Genomic DNA, 13,860 nt, shown 5'->3' with positions numbered 1-13,860 from the left:
GACGTGGCGGCACTGTGCTGTGGCTGCAGTGCCGCGACGGGGCGATGCGGGAGGTGGCATGAGAGGCCGAGGCGACGAGGAGCTGCGGCGCAGGATGGAGCGCGCGGCCGAGCTCCGGGCGGGCAGGCTCGCCCATTCGCCCGAGGAAGCCGAGGAGATCGAGCGGGAGGACGAGCTCAACCGCAGACGCCGGGAGGTCGACGCGGCGCGCCGGGCCGACTACCTCATCCGCGACGCGATGGCGCGGGGCGAGTTCGACCACCTCCAGTACGCCGGGAAGCCGATCCCCAACCTGGACAACGTCAACGACCCCGACTGGTGGCTCAAGGGCCTCATCCAGCGCGAGCAGCTGACAGGCCTGGGCCCCGAGGCGCTCGTCCTGCGCGTCGAGGACGCCCGGCTCGAGTCCACCCTCGACGCCCTCTACACCGAACAGCAGGTCAGGGACAGCCTCGCGGCGTTCAACCGCCGCATCATCGAGGCCCGCCGCCAGCTCCTGGGCGGCCCGCCCGTCATCACCAAGACCCGCGACGTGGAGCGCGAGGTCGCACTCTGGCACGAGCGCCGTGCCGCCGCGGCGGCCGCCCGTGCCGCGGAGGAGGCGGAGGACGCCGACGATCGGCCGCCGCCGTTCTGGCGCCGCTGGTTCGGCCGCGGCACCGGAAGCTGAGCGCAGCCGGGCATATCGCCACAACTCGGGTCAGGTTCGGGGTGAAAGCGCCCCGAATCCCGGGCGAGTTGTGTCGAAATGCCCGCACGACGCGCGGAACGGAGCCGGAACCCTCAGGTTCCGGCTCCGCTTCCGTTCTCTGGCCCCCAGCCAGCGCGCGCGGCGAGCCTCAGTAGCTCGCCGGCCGCCCGCCGTCGTCCGTCTGCTCCCCGGCCCGGGGCGCGAAGCGCGCGGCGAGTTCCTCGCTCGAGCGGGCCAGGATTGCCACATCGGCGCCCACGAGCACGAACCGCGCACCGCGGTCGATGTAGTGCCGCGCCGTCGCCTCCACGAATGCGTTGACGCCGGCCGGCTTGCCTGCCTGCCGGGCGGCGTCGAGGCAGTGCTCGACCGCGGCGCGCACGTCGGGGTGCTCCTGCTGGCCGAGCAGTCCCATCGACGCGGCCAGGTCGGAGGGGCCGATGAAGATCCCGTCGACGCCGTCCACCGCCAGGATCTCCTCGACGTTCGCCACGGCCTCGCCCGTCTCGATCTGCACCGTGAGCGAGATGGTCTCGTCCGCGCGGGCCAGATAGTCCGGGATGCGGTTCCACCGGGCCGCGCGGGCGAGGGCCGAGCCGACGCCCCGGACGCCGTGCGGCGGATAGCGCACCGCGGCCACGGCGGCCCTGGCCTGGTCGGCGTCGTTGACCATCGGGATCAGCAGGTTCTGGGCGCCGAGGTCGAGGTACTGCTTGATGAGCACCACGTCGTTCCACGGCAGGCGCACCATGGGCAGCACGTCGTAGCCGTGGACCGCGTGCAGCTGGGCGAGGACGGACTCGAGCGAGTTGGGGCTGTGCTCGGTGTCGATCAGCAGCCACTGGGCGCCGGAGCCGGCCATGATCTCGGCGACCAGGGGGCTGCCGGAGCAGACCCACAGGCCGATCTGGGCGCCGCTGCCGGCCGTCTCGGCCTGGGCCAGGGCATGCCGGAACGTCCTCTCGGGCTCTAGACGAAACGGCATGTCACCGTCCCCAGGGGCCCGTAGTCCGCGTAGACCGTGTCGCCCTCGTAGACCCACATGGGGCGGGTGAACGAGCCCGCGAGGATGATGTCTCCCGCGCGCAGGTCCTGCCCGTGGTGGGCGAGCTTGTCCGCGAGCCACGCGACGCCGTTGGCCGGGTGGTTCAGGACGCCGGCCGCGACGCCCGTCTCCACGATCTCCTGGTTGCGGTAGAGCAGGGAGGACACCCAGCGCAGGTCCACGTCGTGGGGCCGCACCGGGCGGCCGCCGACCACCATCGCGCCCAGCGCCGCGTTGTCCGAGATGGTGTCGACGATGGTGCGGCCCTCCATCTCGATCCGCGAATCGAGGATCTCGAGGGCGGGGACCACGTAGTCCGTCGCGTCGAGGACGTCGAACAGGGTCACCCCCGGGCCCTTGAGGTCCCGGCCCAGGCGGAAGGCCAGCTCGACCTCGATGCGCGGGTGGGTGTAACGGTTCCACTCCACCACCGCGCCGTTCTCGAGGACCTGGTCGTCGAAGATGACGCCGTAGTCCGGCTCGGTGATGCCCGTGGCCGCCTGCATGGCCTTGGACGTCAGGCCGATCTTGCGGCCGGCCACCCTCCGTCCCTCCGCCTCGAGGCGGCTGGCCCACAGCTTCTGCACGGCGTACGAGTCCTCGACGTCCATGCCCTCGTAGCGGGTGTGGAGGAGGGGCACCGGCGTGCGCGTGCGCCCCGCCTCCACGAGCTCGTCGGCGATTGCCGCAATGGTCTCTTCGTTCAGCATGGCTTAGAGCTGGTTGCCGATCTTGAAGCCCTTCGAGGCCTGGCCGTGGTACGAGCCGGACTCGTCGTTGGCGCGGGTGTAGGAGAACCCGTCGGCGCCGATGGTCACCTCCATCTCGGAGGAGTCGGTACGCTCGATGACCGGCTGCGGGTTGCCGTCGAGGTCGAGCACGAGCGAGGCGTCGGTGTACCAGCTCGGCACGACCGGGTTGCCCCACCAGTCGCGGCGCTGGTTGTCGTGGACGTCCCACGTGACCACGGGGTTGTCCGGGTCGCCGGTGTAGTAGTCCTGCGTGTAGATCTCCACGCGGTGGCCGTCCGGATCGAGGATGTAGAGGTAGAACGCGTTCGAGACGCCGTGGCGCCCCGGGCCGCGCTCGATGTGGTCCGACATGCGGAGGGCCCCGAGCTTGTCGCAGATGGCCAAGATGTTGTGCTTCTCGTGCGTCGCGAACGCGACGTGGTGCATGCGGGGGCCGTTGCCGCCGGTCATCGCGGTGTCGTGGACGGTGGGCTTGCGGCGCATCCACGCGGCGTACACCGTGCCCTCCTCGTCCTGGATGTCCTCCGTGACGCGGAAGCCGAGGTCCTGCATGAACTTGGTGGCGCGCGGGACGTCCGGGGTGACCTGGTTGAAGTGGTCGAGGCGGACGAGCGAGCCCGGCGTGTGCAGGTCGTAGCGCCACGCGAGGCGCTCGACATGCTCGACGTCGTGGAAGAACTCGTACGGGAACCCGAGCGGGTCCTCCACGCGCACCGAGTCGCCGATGCCCTTGGTGAAGCCCTCCGCGCGGCGCTCCACCCGGCAGCCGAGCTCGGTGTAGAAGGCGACCGCCTTGTCGAGGTCCTCCGGGGTGCGGACGCGGTAGGAGAAGGCTGCCACGGCCGCGACGGGGCCCTTGCGCAGCACGAGGTTGTGGTGGATGAACTCCTCGAGCGAGCGGAGGTAGACGGCGTTCTCGTCCTCCTCGGTGACCGTGAGCCCGAGGACGTCGACGTAGAAGTTGCGCGAGCGCTCCAGGTCGGTGACCACGAGCTCCATGTACGCGCAGCGCAGGATGTCCGGGGCGGGCACCGACGGGGTCGGGACCGGGTTGGCGCAGGAGATCGGGGCCTCCTGGGAGACGTAGAAGCCCGAGGAGGTCAGGGTCATGTCGTCGCGGTGGGTCATGGCAGCGTCCTTGCTTTCAGTGAGATTGGGTGTGGTTGCGGGGCCGCCGGCTCAGCGGGGATCCGGGTCGTCGAGATCGGTGGCGGCGTGCTCCTCCGCGGGCGCCTCCTGCTTGCCGAAGGTCGGGTTGTGCACCTTGCCGAGGGTGATGTGGACCGCCTGCTGGTCGGTGTAGAAGTCGATCGAGCGGTAGCCGCCCTCGTGCCCGAGGCCGGAGGCCTTGACACCGCCGAATGGGGTGCGCAGGTCGCGCACATTGTTGGAGTTGAGCCACACCATGCCGGCCTCGACGGACTGCGCGAAGTTGTGCGCCCGCTTGAGGTCGTTGGTCCACACGTAGGCGGCCAGACCGTACTTGGTGTTGTTGGCGAGCTCGAGGGCCTCCTCGTCGGTGTCGAACGGCGTGATGGCGACGACCGGGCCGAAGATCTCCTCCTGGAAGATCCGGGCGTCCGGCTTGACGTCGGCGAACACCGTGGGGGCCACGAAGTTGCCGAACTCGAAGCCCTCGGGCTGGCCGCCGCCGGCGACGAGGCGGCCCTCCTCCTTGCCGAGCTCCACGTAGCCCATGACCTTCGCGAAGTGCTCCGGGTGCACGAGGGAGCCGACCTCGGTGGAAGGGTCGTGCGGGTAGCCGACCTTGACGCGCTTGGCCTGGGCGGCGTAGCGCTCCACGAACTCGTCGTAGATGCCGCGCTGGACGAGGATCCGCGAGCCGGCGGTGCAGCGCTCGCCGTTGAGGGAGAAGACGCCGAAGATCGTGGCGTCCACCGCCGCGTCGAGGTCGGCGTCGGCGAAGACGACCGCCGGGCTCTTGCCGCCGAGCTCCATGGAGAGGCCCTTGAGGTACGGGGCGGCGTTGGCGAAGATGATCTGTCCCGTGCGGCTCTCGCCCGTGAAGGAGATGAGCGGCACGTCCGGGTGCTTCACGAGCGCGTCGCCCGCGTCCTCGCCGAGGCCGTTGACGAGGTTGAACACGCCCTTCGGCAGGCCCGCCTCCTCGAAGATCCCGGCCCACAGGGAGGCCGAGAGCGGGGTGAACTCGGCAGGCTTGAGCACCACCGTGTTGCCCGTGGCCAGGGCCGGCCCGAGCTTCCAGGACTCGAGCATGAACGGCGTGTTCCACGGGGTGATGAGGCCCGCGACGCCGATCGGCTTGCGGTTGACGTAGTTGATCTGGCGGCCGGGGACCTTGAACGTGTCATCGGCCTGGGCAACGATCAGGTCCGCGAAGAAGCGGAAGTTCTCCGCCGCGCGGCGTGCCTGGCCGAGGGCCTGGGTGATGGGCAGGCCCGAGTCGAAGGACTCGAGCTCGGCCAGGCGGGCGTCACGGGACTCGACGATGTCGGCGATGCGGTGCAGGACCCGCGAGCGCTCGCGGGGGAGCATCTTGGGCCAGGGGCCCTCCTCGAACGCGCGCTTCGCCGCAGCCACGGCGCGCTCGATGTCCGCCTTCTTGCCGGCGGCGGCCTTGACGTAGACCTCGTTGGTGACGGGCTCGAGCACGTCGAACGTGTCGCCGTCGACCGAGTCGACGAACTCGCCGTCGATGTAGTGCTGGATGCGCTCGGGCAGGTTCTCCGGAACGGAATGGCTGGTCATCAATGGATCCTTCGATCGGTGAACGTGTGGACGCGCTGCGTCCGGGACGAGGGGACTAGAGGGTCGGGAAGCCGGGGTTCTCGCCCGTGTGGGCGAGATAGGCGTCCAAGGTGGCCGAGCGGTGCCGGCGTGCGGCGAGCTCGATCTCGCCGGTCGGCGCCTTGCGCTCGATGAGGGCGAGGAGCGCCTCGTGCTCCTCGATGGACTGGCTCGCCCGCTCGGGCACGTAGCTGAAGGTCGAGCCGCGCAGGGCCTTGAGCCTGTTCCAGCCGCGGTGGACGAGGTCCAGGATGTGCGGGTTCGGGCAGCGCTCGAACAGGACGGAGTGGAACTCGCGGTTGAGCGCCGTGAACGCCACCGAGTCGAAGTGCAGCGGGTCCGGGGCGAGGAACTCGCGCATGCGCTCGTTGACCGCCCGCGCCGCCGCGAGGTCCTCCGCGGTTACCGCCGGCGCCGAGAGCGCGGTGGCGGCGCCCTCGACGAGGCTGAGCGTCTGCATCGTGTACAGGTACTCGGTCGGGTCGATCCCCGCCACCGTGGCGCCGACGTTCCGCTCGAACGTCACGAGCCCCTCGGCCTCGAGCCGGCGCACCGCCTCCCGGACGGGGACCACCGAGACGTCGAGCTTCTCGGCGACCTGGGACAGGACGAGCCGGGCGCCGGGGGCGAGGCCGCCGCTGACGATCTGCTCGTGCAGCCACTCGTACGCGAGCTGCGACTTGCTCGCGCCGCGCTCGCCGGCCGGGGCCGGGGCGCCGTCGACGGATGCGCTCACGGCTTGTCTCCGCTGCCCTGCTGCTCGGCGAGGTAGGCCTCGTACTTGGCCTTCCATTCGGCGTTCATCGGGAACAGCCCGTCGACCGGGTGGCCCTCGGCGACGCGGTCCGCCACCCAGGCCTCCATGCGCTCCTGGACCACGGCGTCCTCGGCGACCTCGGCCACGAGCGCGGGCGGGATGACCACGAGGCCGTCCTCGTCGCCCACGATCACGTCGCCCGGGACCACGGCGGCGCCGCCGCACGCGACCGTGTCGTCGACGCTCCACGGCACGTGCCGGCGCCCGAGGACGGCCGGGTGCGCGTTCGCGCCCCACGCGGGGATCTCCATCGCCGAGACGGGACCGAAGTCGCGGATGCCGCCGTCGGTGATGACGGCCTCGGCGCCGAGGACCTGGGCGCGCAGCGCGAGGACGTCCCCGAGCGTGCCCGTGCCCTTCTCGCCGCGCGCGTCCATCACGAGGATGTCCCCGGGCCGCAGCGAGTCCACGGCGCGCTTCTGCGCGTTGTACCCGCCGCCGAACTCCTTGAAGAGGTCCTCGCGGGCCGGGATGTAGCGCAGGGTGCGGGCCGTCCCCACGACCTTGGCGCCGGGGTGCGTCGGGGTGAGGCCCTCGATGTGGCAGTTCTGCATTCCGCGCTTGCGCAGTTGCACGCTCAGCGTCGCGGTCCCGACCGAGCGCAGCTTCTCGGTGAGCTCGGGCGTCAGGACGCTCGCAGGCCGGGTGTCCGCCTCGGGCGAGGGAGCGGACGACGCCGCGTGGCCGGCGCCCGCCGTCGGCCCGCCGTCGTGCCCCTCGCCGTGCGCCGCTGCGAGCCCGGCGGCCTCGGCCGAGCCCCAGGCGTCGATGCGGTCGGCGTCGGTGAGCTTCGGGAGGGCGCCGTACGGCTCGAGGACGAGGCCCGAGTCGACCACCGTGTTGGTGAGCCGCCCGGTGGTGAGGGTGGCGCCGTCGGACGCCACGCCGTCGACCTCGACCTCGACCACGTCGCCGGGCCGGGCCACCGTGGCGCCGGCCGGGGTGCCGGTGAGGATGATGTCGCCGGGCTCGAGGGTCATGAGGCGCGAGAGGTCGGCGATGAGCTGTGCGAACGGGAACAGCAGGGTCGCGGTCGCGTCGTCCTGGACGAGGTTGCCGTTGATCCACATCCGCACGCGCAGGCCGGCCGGGTCGAGTTCCTGGGCCGGCAGGAGGGCCGGACCGATCGGGGCGATCCCGTCGGCGCCCTTCGAGCGGAGGTTCGAGCCCTTGTCCGGCCAGCGCAGGTCCGCGAGGCCGGCGTCGTTCGCGGCCGTGACGGATTCGACGTGCGCCCAGGCGTCCGCGGGGGAGACGTTGCGGGTGCGGGCCCCGATCACGAGGGCCACCTCGCCCTCGACCGTGAGGAGCTCGACGCCGCGCGGCCGGGCCAGCTCGGCGCCGTCGAGGGCCAGCGAGGTCGCGGGCTTGAGGAAGTACGAGGGCACAGAGGGGGTGCGGCCGCGCTGGGCGGCGCGGCTGGGGTAGTTGAGGTGGACGGCGATCACCTTGCCGGCGCCCGTGATGGTGTCCTGGCGAAGCTGTTCGCGCTGTTCTGCTCGCTCCACGTGTCCCTCTCCCTTGAGTCGGCAGCCCACTTAACCGGAGCTGGATCGTATACGATCATCGTATACGATCCAGTGTGCCGCGGAACACGCGGGCCGTCAACCCCCGGCGCTGGCGTCGCCGCCCCGCCCCGCCCCCGCTCATCTGAAGGTCAGCTCCTGAAGGTCACCTCCCGTGGGTTGGCCCTCAGGAGCTGACCTTCAGAAGGTGACTCTCAGGAGCTGACCCTCAGAAGGTGACTTCCAGGAGGTGACTTCCAGACGGGGGGAGGGGGAGGGAGGGCAGGGGCGGGTGTGCTAGGCCTCGGCGAGGAACTCGAGGGCCGCCTGCTTGAACGCGCGCGCCGTCACGACGTTGACGTGGTTCCGCCCGGGGACCACCACAGTCCTGGCGGACGGGGCGAGCTCTGCGAGGACCTCGAGCGCGCCGACGCGCTCGTCTTTCTCGCCCGAGACCAGCAGGAGGGGCTGCTGGGGCACGGCCTCGGCGGCGTCGAAGGGCTCCTCCTTGATCCCCTCCACGAGGGAGAGCAGGGCGTACATGTCCGACCCCGGCGAGGCGAGGGCCATCGTGACCAGCCGCGCGGTCGAGGCGTCCTCGATCGGCGTGCCGTCGGCGAGGAACCGCTGGGCGCCGGCGAGGTCGAACTCCGCGAGCGGGTCGCGGCTGTTCGGGCCGCCGAGCACCATCCGCCGCACGAGCGCGGGCTGGGTCGCCCCGAACTCCCACGCGAGCCGGGACCCGAGCGAGTACCCGACCACGTCGAGGCCGCTCTCGGGATGGCCGGCGGCGAGGGGCCGGGCGCCGGAGTCGGTGACGATCTGCAGCAGGTCGGCCCGGATGCGCCCCGGGGTGTAGGAATCGACGTCCTCGGGCGCCTCGCTCGCGCCGTGGCCGGGGAGGTCGACGGCGATGACGCGCCGCCCCGCGCCGGTCAGCGCCCCCACCCATCCGCTCTGCTCCCAGTTGAGGGCCACCGAGGAAGCGAAGCCGTGGATGAGCAGGACGGGCGGCAGCGCCGCGGGGTCCTCGGGCTCGGCGACGACCACGTGCAGGCCGGGGTCCGTGCCCTCGACCGTGTGGTGCGCCGCCTGTCCGGCGTGCTGGCCTGCCATCATGTGCGCCATCCTCTCCTTGTCCGCGACCGCGGCGGCTGTCCCCCTCGAGGCTGCCGGCGCCGCTCCTGTGCTCAATCCTCGTCGAGGTTCGCGCTGAGCCGCACGCGGCGCTTCGGCGCGCCCTCAGACGGCACCGTGCCGACGATGCCCGCGGTATCGTCCGCGACCTCGAAGACGATGAGCGGCTCGCCGACCTTGATGACCTCGCCGGGGGCGCCGTGGACCTTCTTGACGACGCCGGCCTGCGGGCTCGGCAGCTCGAGGGCCGACTTCGTGGTCTCGACCTCGACCATCGGCTGGTTGCGCTCGACCTGCTCGCCCTCGGAGACGAGCCACTCGAGGACGGTGGCCTCGATGAGGCCCTCGCCGAGGTCGGGAAGGGGGAAGGAGATCTCAGCCACGCTTGTACTCCAATACTCGCTGGATGCCGAACAGGATGCGGTCGATATTCGGGATGTACTCGTCCTCCAGGTCTCCCGACGGATACGGTACGTCGAAGCCTGTGACGCGCTCAACGGGTGCCTTGAGGGTTCCGAAGCAGCGCTCCGTGATCCGCTGGGCCACCTCCGCGCCGAGGCCTGCGGTGAGCGGGGCCTCGTGGACGACGACGGCGCGCCGCGTCTTGGCCACGGACCTCGCCAGGGTCTCGGTGTCGATCGGCTTGAGCCAGCGGAGGTCGACGACCTCGACGTCGATCCCGTCCTCCGCGGCGAGCTCGGCGACCTGCAGGCACCGGGCCACCATCGCGCCCCACGCGACGAGCGTGAGGTGCCGGCCCTCCCGGGCGACCCGCGCCCCGGTGACGTCCTGCGGCGACGGCGAGGACGCGCCGTCGTGCGTCGGCGAGCCCGCGCCCTCGGTGACCACCTCGCCCTTCTGCCAGTAGCGGGACTTGGGCTCCATGAAGATCACCGGGTCGTCCATGCGCACGGCCGCCTTGAGCAGCGTGTACCCCTGCTGCGGGTCCGCGGGGGAGACCACCTTGAGGCCCGGGACGTGCGCGAACACGGCCTCGAGGCTCTCGCCGTGGTGCTCGGGGGCGCGGATGCCGCCGAAGCTCGGCACACGCAGCGTGACCGGCACGCGCAGGGCGCCGCGGGAGCGGTAGTGGATGCGGCCCAGCTGGGTGACGATCTGGTTCATGGCCGGGTAGGCGAAGCCGTCGAACTGGACCTCGGGCACGGGACGGAAGCCCGCCATCGCCAGGCCGATCGACATGCCCAGGATGCCCGACTCGGCCAGCGGGGTGTCGAAGACCCGCTCGGCACCGTGGCTGGCCGCGAGGCCGCTCGTGACGCGGAAGACGCCGCCCAGCGTCCCGACGTCCTCGCCGAGGATGAGGACCTTCGGATCCTCGGCGAGCAGCTCGTCGAGGGCGAGGTTGAGGGCGCCCTGCAGCGAGAGCATGCGCGGCTCCCGTCCGGAGACCGAGGCGGAGGCGGAAGCGGAGGCGGTGGCTGCGGCGGTGGCCGCTGCGGCGGCGGAATCGGCGCCGGGGGTCGGGCCCGGGGTCGGGCTGGTCAGGGTCTCAGGCATGCTCGGACTCCTCGCGCCAGGCAGCCTTCTGCCGCAGCAGCTCGTCGGTGGGTTCGGTGAAGACGAGGTCGAACATCTCGGCCCCCGGGCGCGGGCCCAGGGCGAGGACGCCCTCGCGGACGGCCTCGGCCTCGGCGGCTCCCGCCGCGTCGGCGGCCTCGAGCTCGGCCTCGTCCGCGATGCCCTCGCCGAGCAGGCGCTCGCGCAGGCGGAGAAGGGGGTCGGCGCCCCCGTCGGTGCGCTCCTCGTCGAGGGTGCGGTAGCGGCCGGGGTCGTCGCTGGTGGCGTGCGGGCCGCGCCGGTACGTCATCGCCTCGACGATGACGGGCCCGTGGCCCGCACGGGCGTGGGCGACGGCGCGGCGGGTCGCCTCGAGCACGGCGGCGGCGTCGTTCCCGTCGACCTGGAGGGCCGGGATGCTGTAGCCGGCGCCGCGCGCGGCGACGCTGCCGCCCGCAACCTGCCGTTCCGTGGGCACCGAGATGGCCCAGCCGTTGTTCTGTACGAAGAACACGACCGGTGCCCTGAAGACCCCGGCGAAGTTCATGGCCTCGTGCACGTCGCCCTGGCTCGAGGCGCCGTCCCCGAGGTACGTGATCGCCACACCCAGAGCGGACGCCTCGGGGGAGGACTGCGCCGAGGCGGCGCGGGCCTGGAGGGTCTGGCCGTGGGCCCAGCCGACCGCGTGCAGCACCGAGCCGGCGACGACGGCCTGGATCGGGGCGACGTGCGTGGCGGCGGCGTCCCAGAAGCCGCCGTGCCACGTGGCCAGGTGGGTGGACATGTACTCGACCATGTCGACGCCGGCTGCGCGGGCGACGCCGAGTTCGCGGTAGGTCGGGAAGGCGAAGTCCCTCGAGAGGTCCAGGGCGAGCGCCGAGGCGACCTGGGCGGCCTCCTGCCCGAGCTCGGGCGCGTAGGCGGGGAGGATGCCCTGCCGCTGCCACGCGACGGCGGCGAGGTCGAGCTGCCGGACCGCCGTCATGAGGCGGTAGAGCTCACGCAGGTCTGCGTCCGTCGCGGGGGCGGCCGCGGGAAGCTCGGGCAGCGGGGCCCGGTCCGCTCCGGCGAGTCCCGCACGGCCGGGAGAGGCCTGTGCTGTCGGTGAAGTCTGCATAGCAGAACCGTAGGGCGGGCGAACAGTCTGTGCAATCGATCATCGATTGATCAGGCAAGATGTCTAGTACCGCGCTGTTGTGTCCTGGATCACTGCACACAATGTGCAGGACGGGAGCGACTCGCCTGCGACGCCCTGGACGGCAGCGGGCCCGGACCGCGCTGGCCTGCGCGGTCCGGGCCCGTGCCCTCAGCAGGTCCGGGTCAGCGCTCCGGCTCTCCCGGGCCGGCCATCGCCGGCCGGGCCGCCACGCTGCGGCGGCGCAGCCAGGCGCCCGCCGCGATGGCGGCGACGAGCACGAACGTGCTCAGCAGCTGGGCGCGGCTGTCCGCGCCGATGAGCCCCACGGCGAAGATCGCGGCGAGCAGCACCACGCCGAAGGCGGACAGCCACGGGAACCCGGCCATGCGCAGCGGCAGCACCGTGCCCTCGGCATCGGCACGGCGGCGCAGCACGATCTGCGAGACCAGCGCCGAGCCCCACACGATCAGGCATGTGGACCCGACGAAGTTGAGCAGGAGCGGCAGGACATGGTCCGGGAACAGGAGCTCGAGCACCGTGGCGATGAAGCCGAAGGCCACCGATGCCGCGACCGCGACCGCGGGGACCCTGGCCTTGGTCAGCGACTTGAGGGCGCGGGGCGCCTCCTGGCGCTCGGCCAGGGAGAAGATCATCCGCGACGCGCCGTAGAGGTTGGCGTTGAGCGCGGACAGGAGCGCGACGACGGCCACGAGCGTGATGACGGTGGCGGCGCCGGGAAGTCCCGCGAGGTCCAGGACGCCGGCGAACGGGCTCTTGAGCTCGGGGGAGTTCCACGGGATCACCGCGGCGATGACGAAGATCGACCCGATGTAGAACACGAGGATGCGCCACACGACCGTGCGGACGGCGCGGCCGACGCTGCGCGCGGGGTCGCGCGTCTCGGCCGCGGCCACGGAGACGATCTCGGTGCCGCCGAAGGCGAACGCGACGACGAACAGTCCGGTCGCGATGCCGCCCATGCCGTGGGGCGCGAATCCGCCGTCGGCGGTGAAATGGGACAGGCCCGGGGAGGCCGCGTGCGGAAGCCAGCCGAGAAGGAGGGCTGCGCCGACGAGGAGGAAGGCGACGATCGCGGCGACCTTGAGCAGCGCGAACCAGAACTCGAACTCGCCGAAGTTGCGGACGCCGGTGAGGTTCACCGCGGTGAACGCGCCCATGAAGACCAGCGCCATGAGCCACACGGGGAGTGCGGGGAAGACCGTGGCGAGGAGGCCGGCGGCGCCGAGGGCCTCCGCGGCGATCACGACCACGAGCTGGCACCACCACAGCCACCCGACCGTGGCCCCGGCAACGCCGCCGAGTGCCTTGCCCGTGTAGACCGAGAACGCCCCGCTGGTGGGGTTGGCCGCCGCCATCTCGCCCAGGGCCCACATGACGATGATGATGAGGGTCCCGGCCACGAGGTAGGAGATGAGGACCGCGGGGCCTGCGGCCTGGATGCCCGCTCCCGAGCCGATGAACAGGCCGGCGCCGATGGCACTGCCGAGGCCCATCATCGTGAGCTGCCGCGGGGACATCGAGGGCCCGAGCCTCGGCTCCAGCGTCGTCGTCGACGCGGTTCCGAGGCCGTCTGACGTGTGCATAGCTGTCATTTCCGTCTTTCGGAGGATCGGTGGCCGAGGTCGCGAGGATGGGCGCCGCCGGCCAGAGGACCCCCTGACCATAGCGCCTTTGCCGCGGGGCTGTGTGGTGCACTTCACGGTCCTACGCAGGATGTGCAGGAAGAGGGGAGAGCGCGCCGCGGAAGTTGACAGAATGCGCAGTGCATGCGCGCCGGATCATCAATCTGTAGCATTCGAAGCTGTTCCGCAGACCACGATCTGGAGGCCCGCATGAAGGTCGACGAGCTCGACGCCAGGATTGTCCGGCTGTTCACCGACGAGCAGCGCATGAACGTGCTCGAGGCCTCCCGGATCCTCAAGGTGGCCCGCGCCACGGTTCAGGCCCGGCTCGACCGGATGGTGGCGAGCGGGGTCATCGGGCAGTGGGCTCCGCATCCGGAGCCGCGGGCGTTCGGGTTCCCCGTCGTGGCCTTCTGCTCGCTGACGATCAACCAGGACTCCGGGCATGACGCGGTCGCGGCGGCCCTCGCCGAGATCCCGGAGGTGCTCGAGGTCCACACCGTCTCGGGGGACAGCGACCTGATGGCCCGGGTCGCGGCCCGCTCCAACTCCGACCTCCAGCGCGTGCTCGATGCCGTCACGGCCACGCGTGCCGTGGTCCGCTCGTCCTCGGTGATCGTGCTCAATACCCACTTCGAGGGCCGGACGCTGCCCCTGCTCGAGGCCGCTGCCAGGGGCTGAGTCGTCCCGCGCCGGGGCGTCACCTTTTGGTGCCCGCGGCGGAGGGGCGTATCATCAGTAAAAGTCATCATGACTTTAACTCGTGCCGGGGTCGAGCCCGGTCCCGGACCTTGACGGCTGGAGGTACGCATGAGCGGGATCTTCCCGTCTTCCGGCGCGTCGGT

13 protein-coding genes are annotated in these 13,860 nt (G+C 71.6%); 2 read left to right on the top strand and 11 right to left on the bottom strand.

Annotated elements, in window-relative coordinates:
* The first annotated feature begins 58 nt into the window (after positions 1 to 58).
* The gene (locus SA2016_RS12355; RefSeq protein ID WP_066498431.1) at positions 59 to 670 is read left to right on the top strand and encodes a DnaJ family domain-containing protein; all 612 of its coding nucleotides are present in this window, start codon (positions 59 to 61) and stop codon (positions 668 to 670) included.
* Positions 671 to 839: 169 nt separating this feature from the next.
* On the opposite strand, the gene SA2016_RS12350 is transcribed toward SA2016_RS12355, so the two are convergent.
* From SA2016_RS12350 to SA2016_RS12300, 11 genes are all read right to left on the bottom strand, one after another.
* Positions 840 to 1,676 carry an HpcH/HpaI aldolase family protein gene (locus SA2016_RS12350; RefSeq protein WP_084249492.1) on the bottom strand — a complete coding sequence of 279 codons (837 nt, stop codon included), beginning with the start codon at positions 1,674 to 1,676 and terminating at the stop codon, positions 840 to 842.
* Positions 1,661 to 2,446, bottom strand: a complete 786-nt coding sequence (gene hpaH, locus SA2016_RS12345) for a 2-oxo-hept-4-ene-1,7-dioate hydratase (protein ID WP_066498426.1) — start codon at positions 2,444 to 2,446, stop codon at positions 1,661 to 1,663. Before hpaH ends, SA2016_RS12350 begins: the two co-directional genes overlap by 16 nt.
* A 3-nt stretch (positions 2,447 to 2,449) precedes the next feature.
* Positions 2,450 to 3,616, bottom strand: coding sequence for a 3,4-dihydroxyphenylacetate 2,3-dioxygenase (gene hpaD / locus SA2016_RS12340; protein ID WP_066498424.1), 1,167 nt, complete (start codon positions 3,614 to 3,616; stop codon positions 2,450 to 2,452).
* Positions 3,617 to 3,667: 51 nt separating this feature from the next.
* Positions 3,668 to 5,218: a 5-carboxymethyl-2-hydroxymuconate semialdehyde dehydrogenase gene (gene hpaE / locus SA2016_RS12335; protein WP_066498420.1), complete on the bottom strand. Its 1,551-nt coding sequence runs from the start codon at positions 5,216 to 5,218 to the stop codon at positions 3,668 to 3,670.
* Between the two features lie 55 nt (positions 5,219 to 5,273).
* Positions 5,274 to 5,993: a GntR family transcriptional regulator gene (locus tag SA2016_RS12330; RefSeq protein WP_066498417.1), complete on the bottom strand. Its 720-nt coding sequence runs from the start codon at positions 5,991 to 5,993 to the stop codon at positions 5,274 to 5,276.
* A complete protein-coding gene (locus tag SA2016_RS12325; protein WP_066498415.1) occupies positions 5,990 to 7,582 on the bottom strand; it encodes a fumarylacetoacetate hydrolase family protein in 1,593 nt (530 codons plus the stop codon). The genes SA2016_RS12330 and SA2016_RS12325 overlap by 4 nt, the downstream gene beginning before the upstream one ends.
* Positions 7,583 to 7,876: 294 nt before the next feature.
* Positions 7,877 to 8,695 carry an alpha/beta fold hydrolase gene (locus tag SA2016_RS12320; RefSeq protein ID WP_066502466.1) on the bottom strand — a complete coding sequence of 273 codons (819 nt, stop codon included), beginning with the start codon at positions 8,693 to 8,695 and terminating at the stop codon, positions 7,877 to 7,879.
* 74 nt (positions 8,696 to 8,769) lie between these two features.
* Complete coding sequence (locus SA2016_RS12315; protein WP_066498414.1) at positions 8,770 to 9,099, bottom strand: biotin/lipoyl-containing protein; 330 nt, start codon at positions 9,097 to 9,099, stop codon at positions 8,770 to 8,772.
* Positions 9,092 to 10,105, bottom strand: a complete 1,014-nt coding sequence (locus SA2016_RS12310) for an alpha-ketoacid dehydrogenase subunit beta (protein WP_229710949.1) — start codon at positions 10,103 to 10,105, stop codon at positions 9,092 to 9,094. Before SA2016_RS12310 ends, SA2016_RS12315 begins: the two co-directional genes overlap by 8 nt.
* A gap of 121 nt (positions 10,106 to 10,226) precedes the next feature.
* Positions 10,227 to 11,219 carry a thiamine pyrophosphate-dependent enzyme gene (locus SA2016_RS12305; protein WP_229710950.1) on the bottom strand — a complete coding sequence of 331 codons (993 nt, stop codon included), beginning with the start codon at positions 11,217 to 11,219 and terminating at the stop codon, positions 10,227 to 10,229.
* 335 nt (positions 11,220 to 11,554) lie between these two features.
* Positions 11,555 to 12,976 carry an amino acid permease gene (locus SA2016_RS12300; protein WP_066498413.1) on the bottom strand — a complete coding sequence of 474 codons (1,422 nt, stop codon included), beginning with the start codon at positions 12,974 to 12,976 and terminating at the stop codon, positions 11,555 to 11,557.
* A gap of 249 nt (positions 12,977 to 13,225) precedes the next feature.
* On the opposite strand from SA2016_RS12300, the gene SA2016_RS12295 reads away from it, so the two are divergent.
* Positions 13,226 to 13,696, top strand: a complete 471-nt coding sequence (locus SA2016_RS12295) for an Lrp/AsnC family transcriptional regulator (RefSeq protein ID WP_066498411.1) — start codon at positions 13,226 to 13,228, stop codon at positions 13,694 to 13,696.
* Positions 13,697 to 13,860 lie beyond the last annotated feature (164 nt).

It is taken from the genome of Sinomonas atrocyanea (assembly GCF_001577305.1).
GTDB lineage: Bacteria > Actinomycetota > Actinomycetes > Actinomycetales > Micrococcaceae > Sinomonas > Sinomonas atrocyanea.
Note: the sequence above shows the minus strand (reverse complement) of the source record. Positions and strands in the feature narration are given on the sequence as shown.

Coding starts and splice junctions, on each gene's coding strand:
- SA2016_RS12355 (WP_066498431.1), top strand. CDS start 59: ATGAGAGGCCGAGGCGACGAGGAGCTGCGGCGCAGGATGGAGCGCGCG.
- SA2016_RS12350 (WP_084249492.1), bottom strand. CDS start 1,676: ATGCCGTTTCGTCTAGAGCCCGAGAGGACGTTCCGGCATGCCCTGGCC.
- hpaH (WP_066498426.1), bottom strand. CDS start 2,446: ATGCTGAACGAAGAGACCATTGCGGCAATCGCCGACGAGCTCGTGGAG.
- hpaD (WP_066498424.1), bottom strand. CDS start 3,616: ATGACCCACCGCGACGACATGACCCTGACCTCCTCGGGCTTCTACGTC.
- hpaE (WP_066498420.1), bottom strand. CDS start 5,218: ATGACCAGCCATTCCGTTCCGGAGAACCTGCCCGAGCGCATCCAGCAC.
- SA2016_RS12320 (WP_066502466.1), bottom strand. CDS start 8,695: ATGGCAGGCCAGCACGCCGGACAGGCGGCGCACCACACGGTCGAGGGC.
- SA2016_RS12310 (WP_229710949.1), bottom strand. CDS start 10,105: ATGCTCTCGCTGCAGGGCGCCCTCAACCTCGCCCTCGACGAGCTGCTC.
- SA2016_RS12305 (WP_229710950.1), bottom strand. CDS start 11,219: ATGACGGCGGTCCGGCAGCTCGACCTCGCCGCCGTCGCGTGGCAGCGG.
- SA2016_RS12300 (WP_066498413.1), bottom strand. CDS start 12,976: ATGCACACGTCAGACGGCCTCGGAACCGCGTCGACGACGACGCTGGAG.
- SA2016_RS12295 (WP_066498411.1), top strand. CDS start 13,226: ATGAAGGTCGACGAGCTCGACGCCAGGATTGTCCGGCTGTTCACCGAC.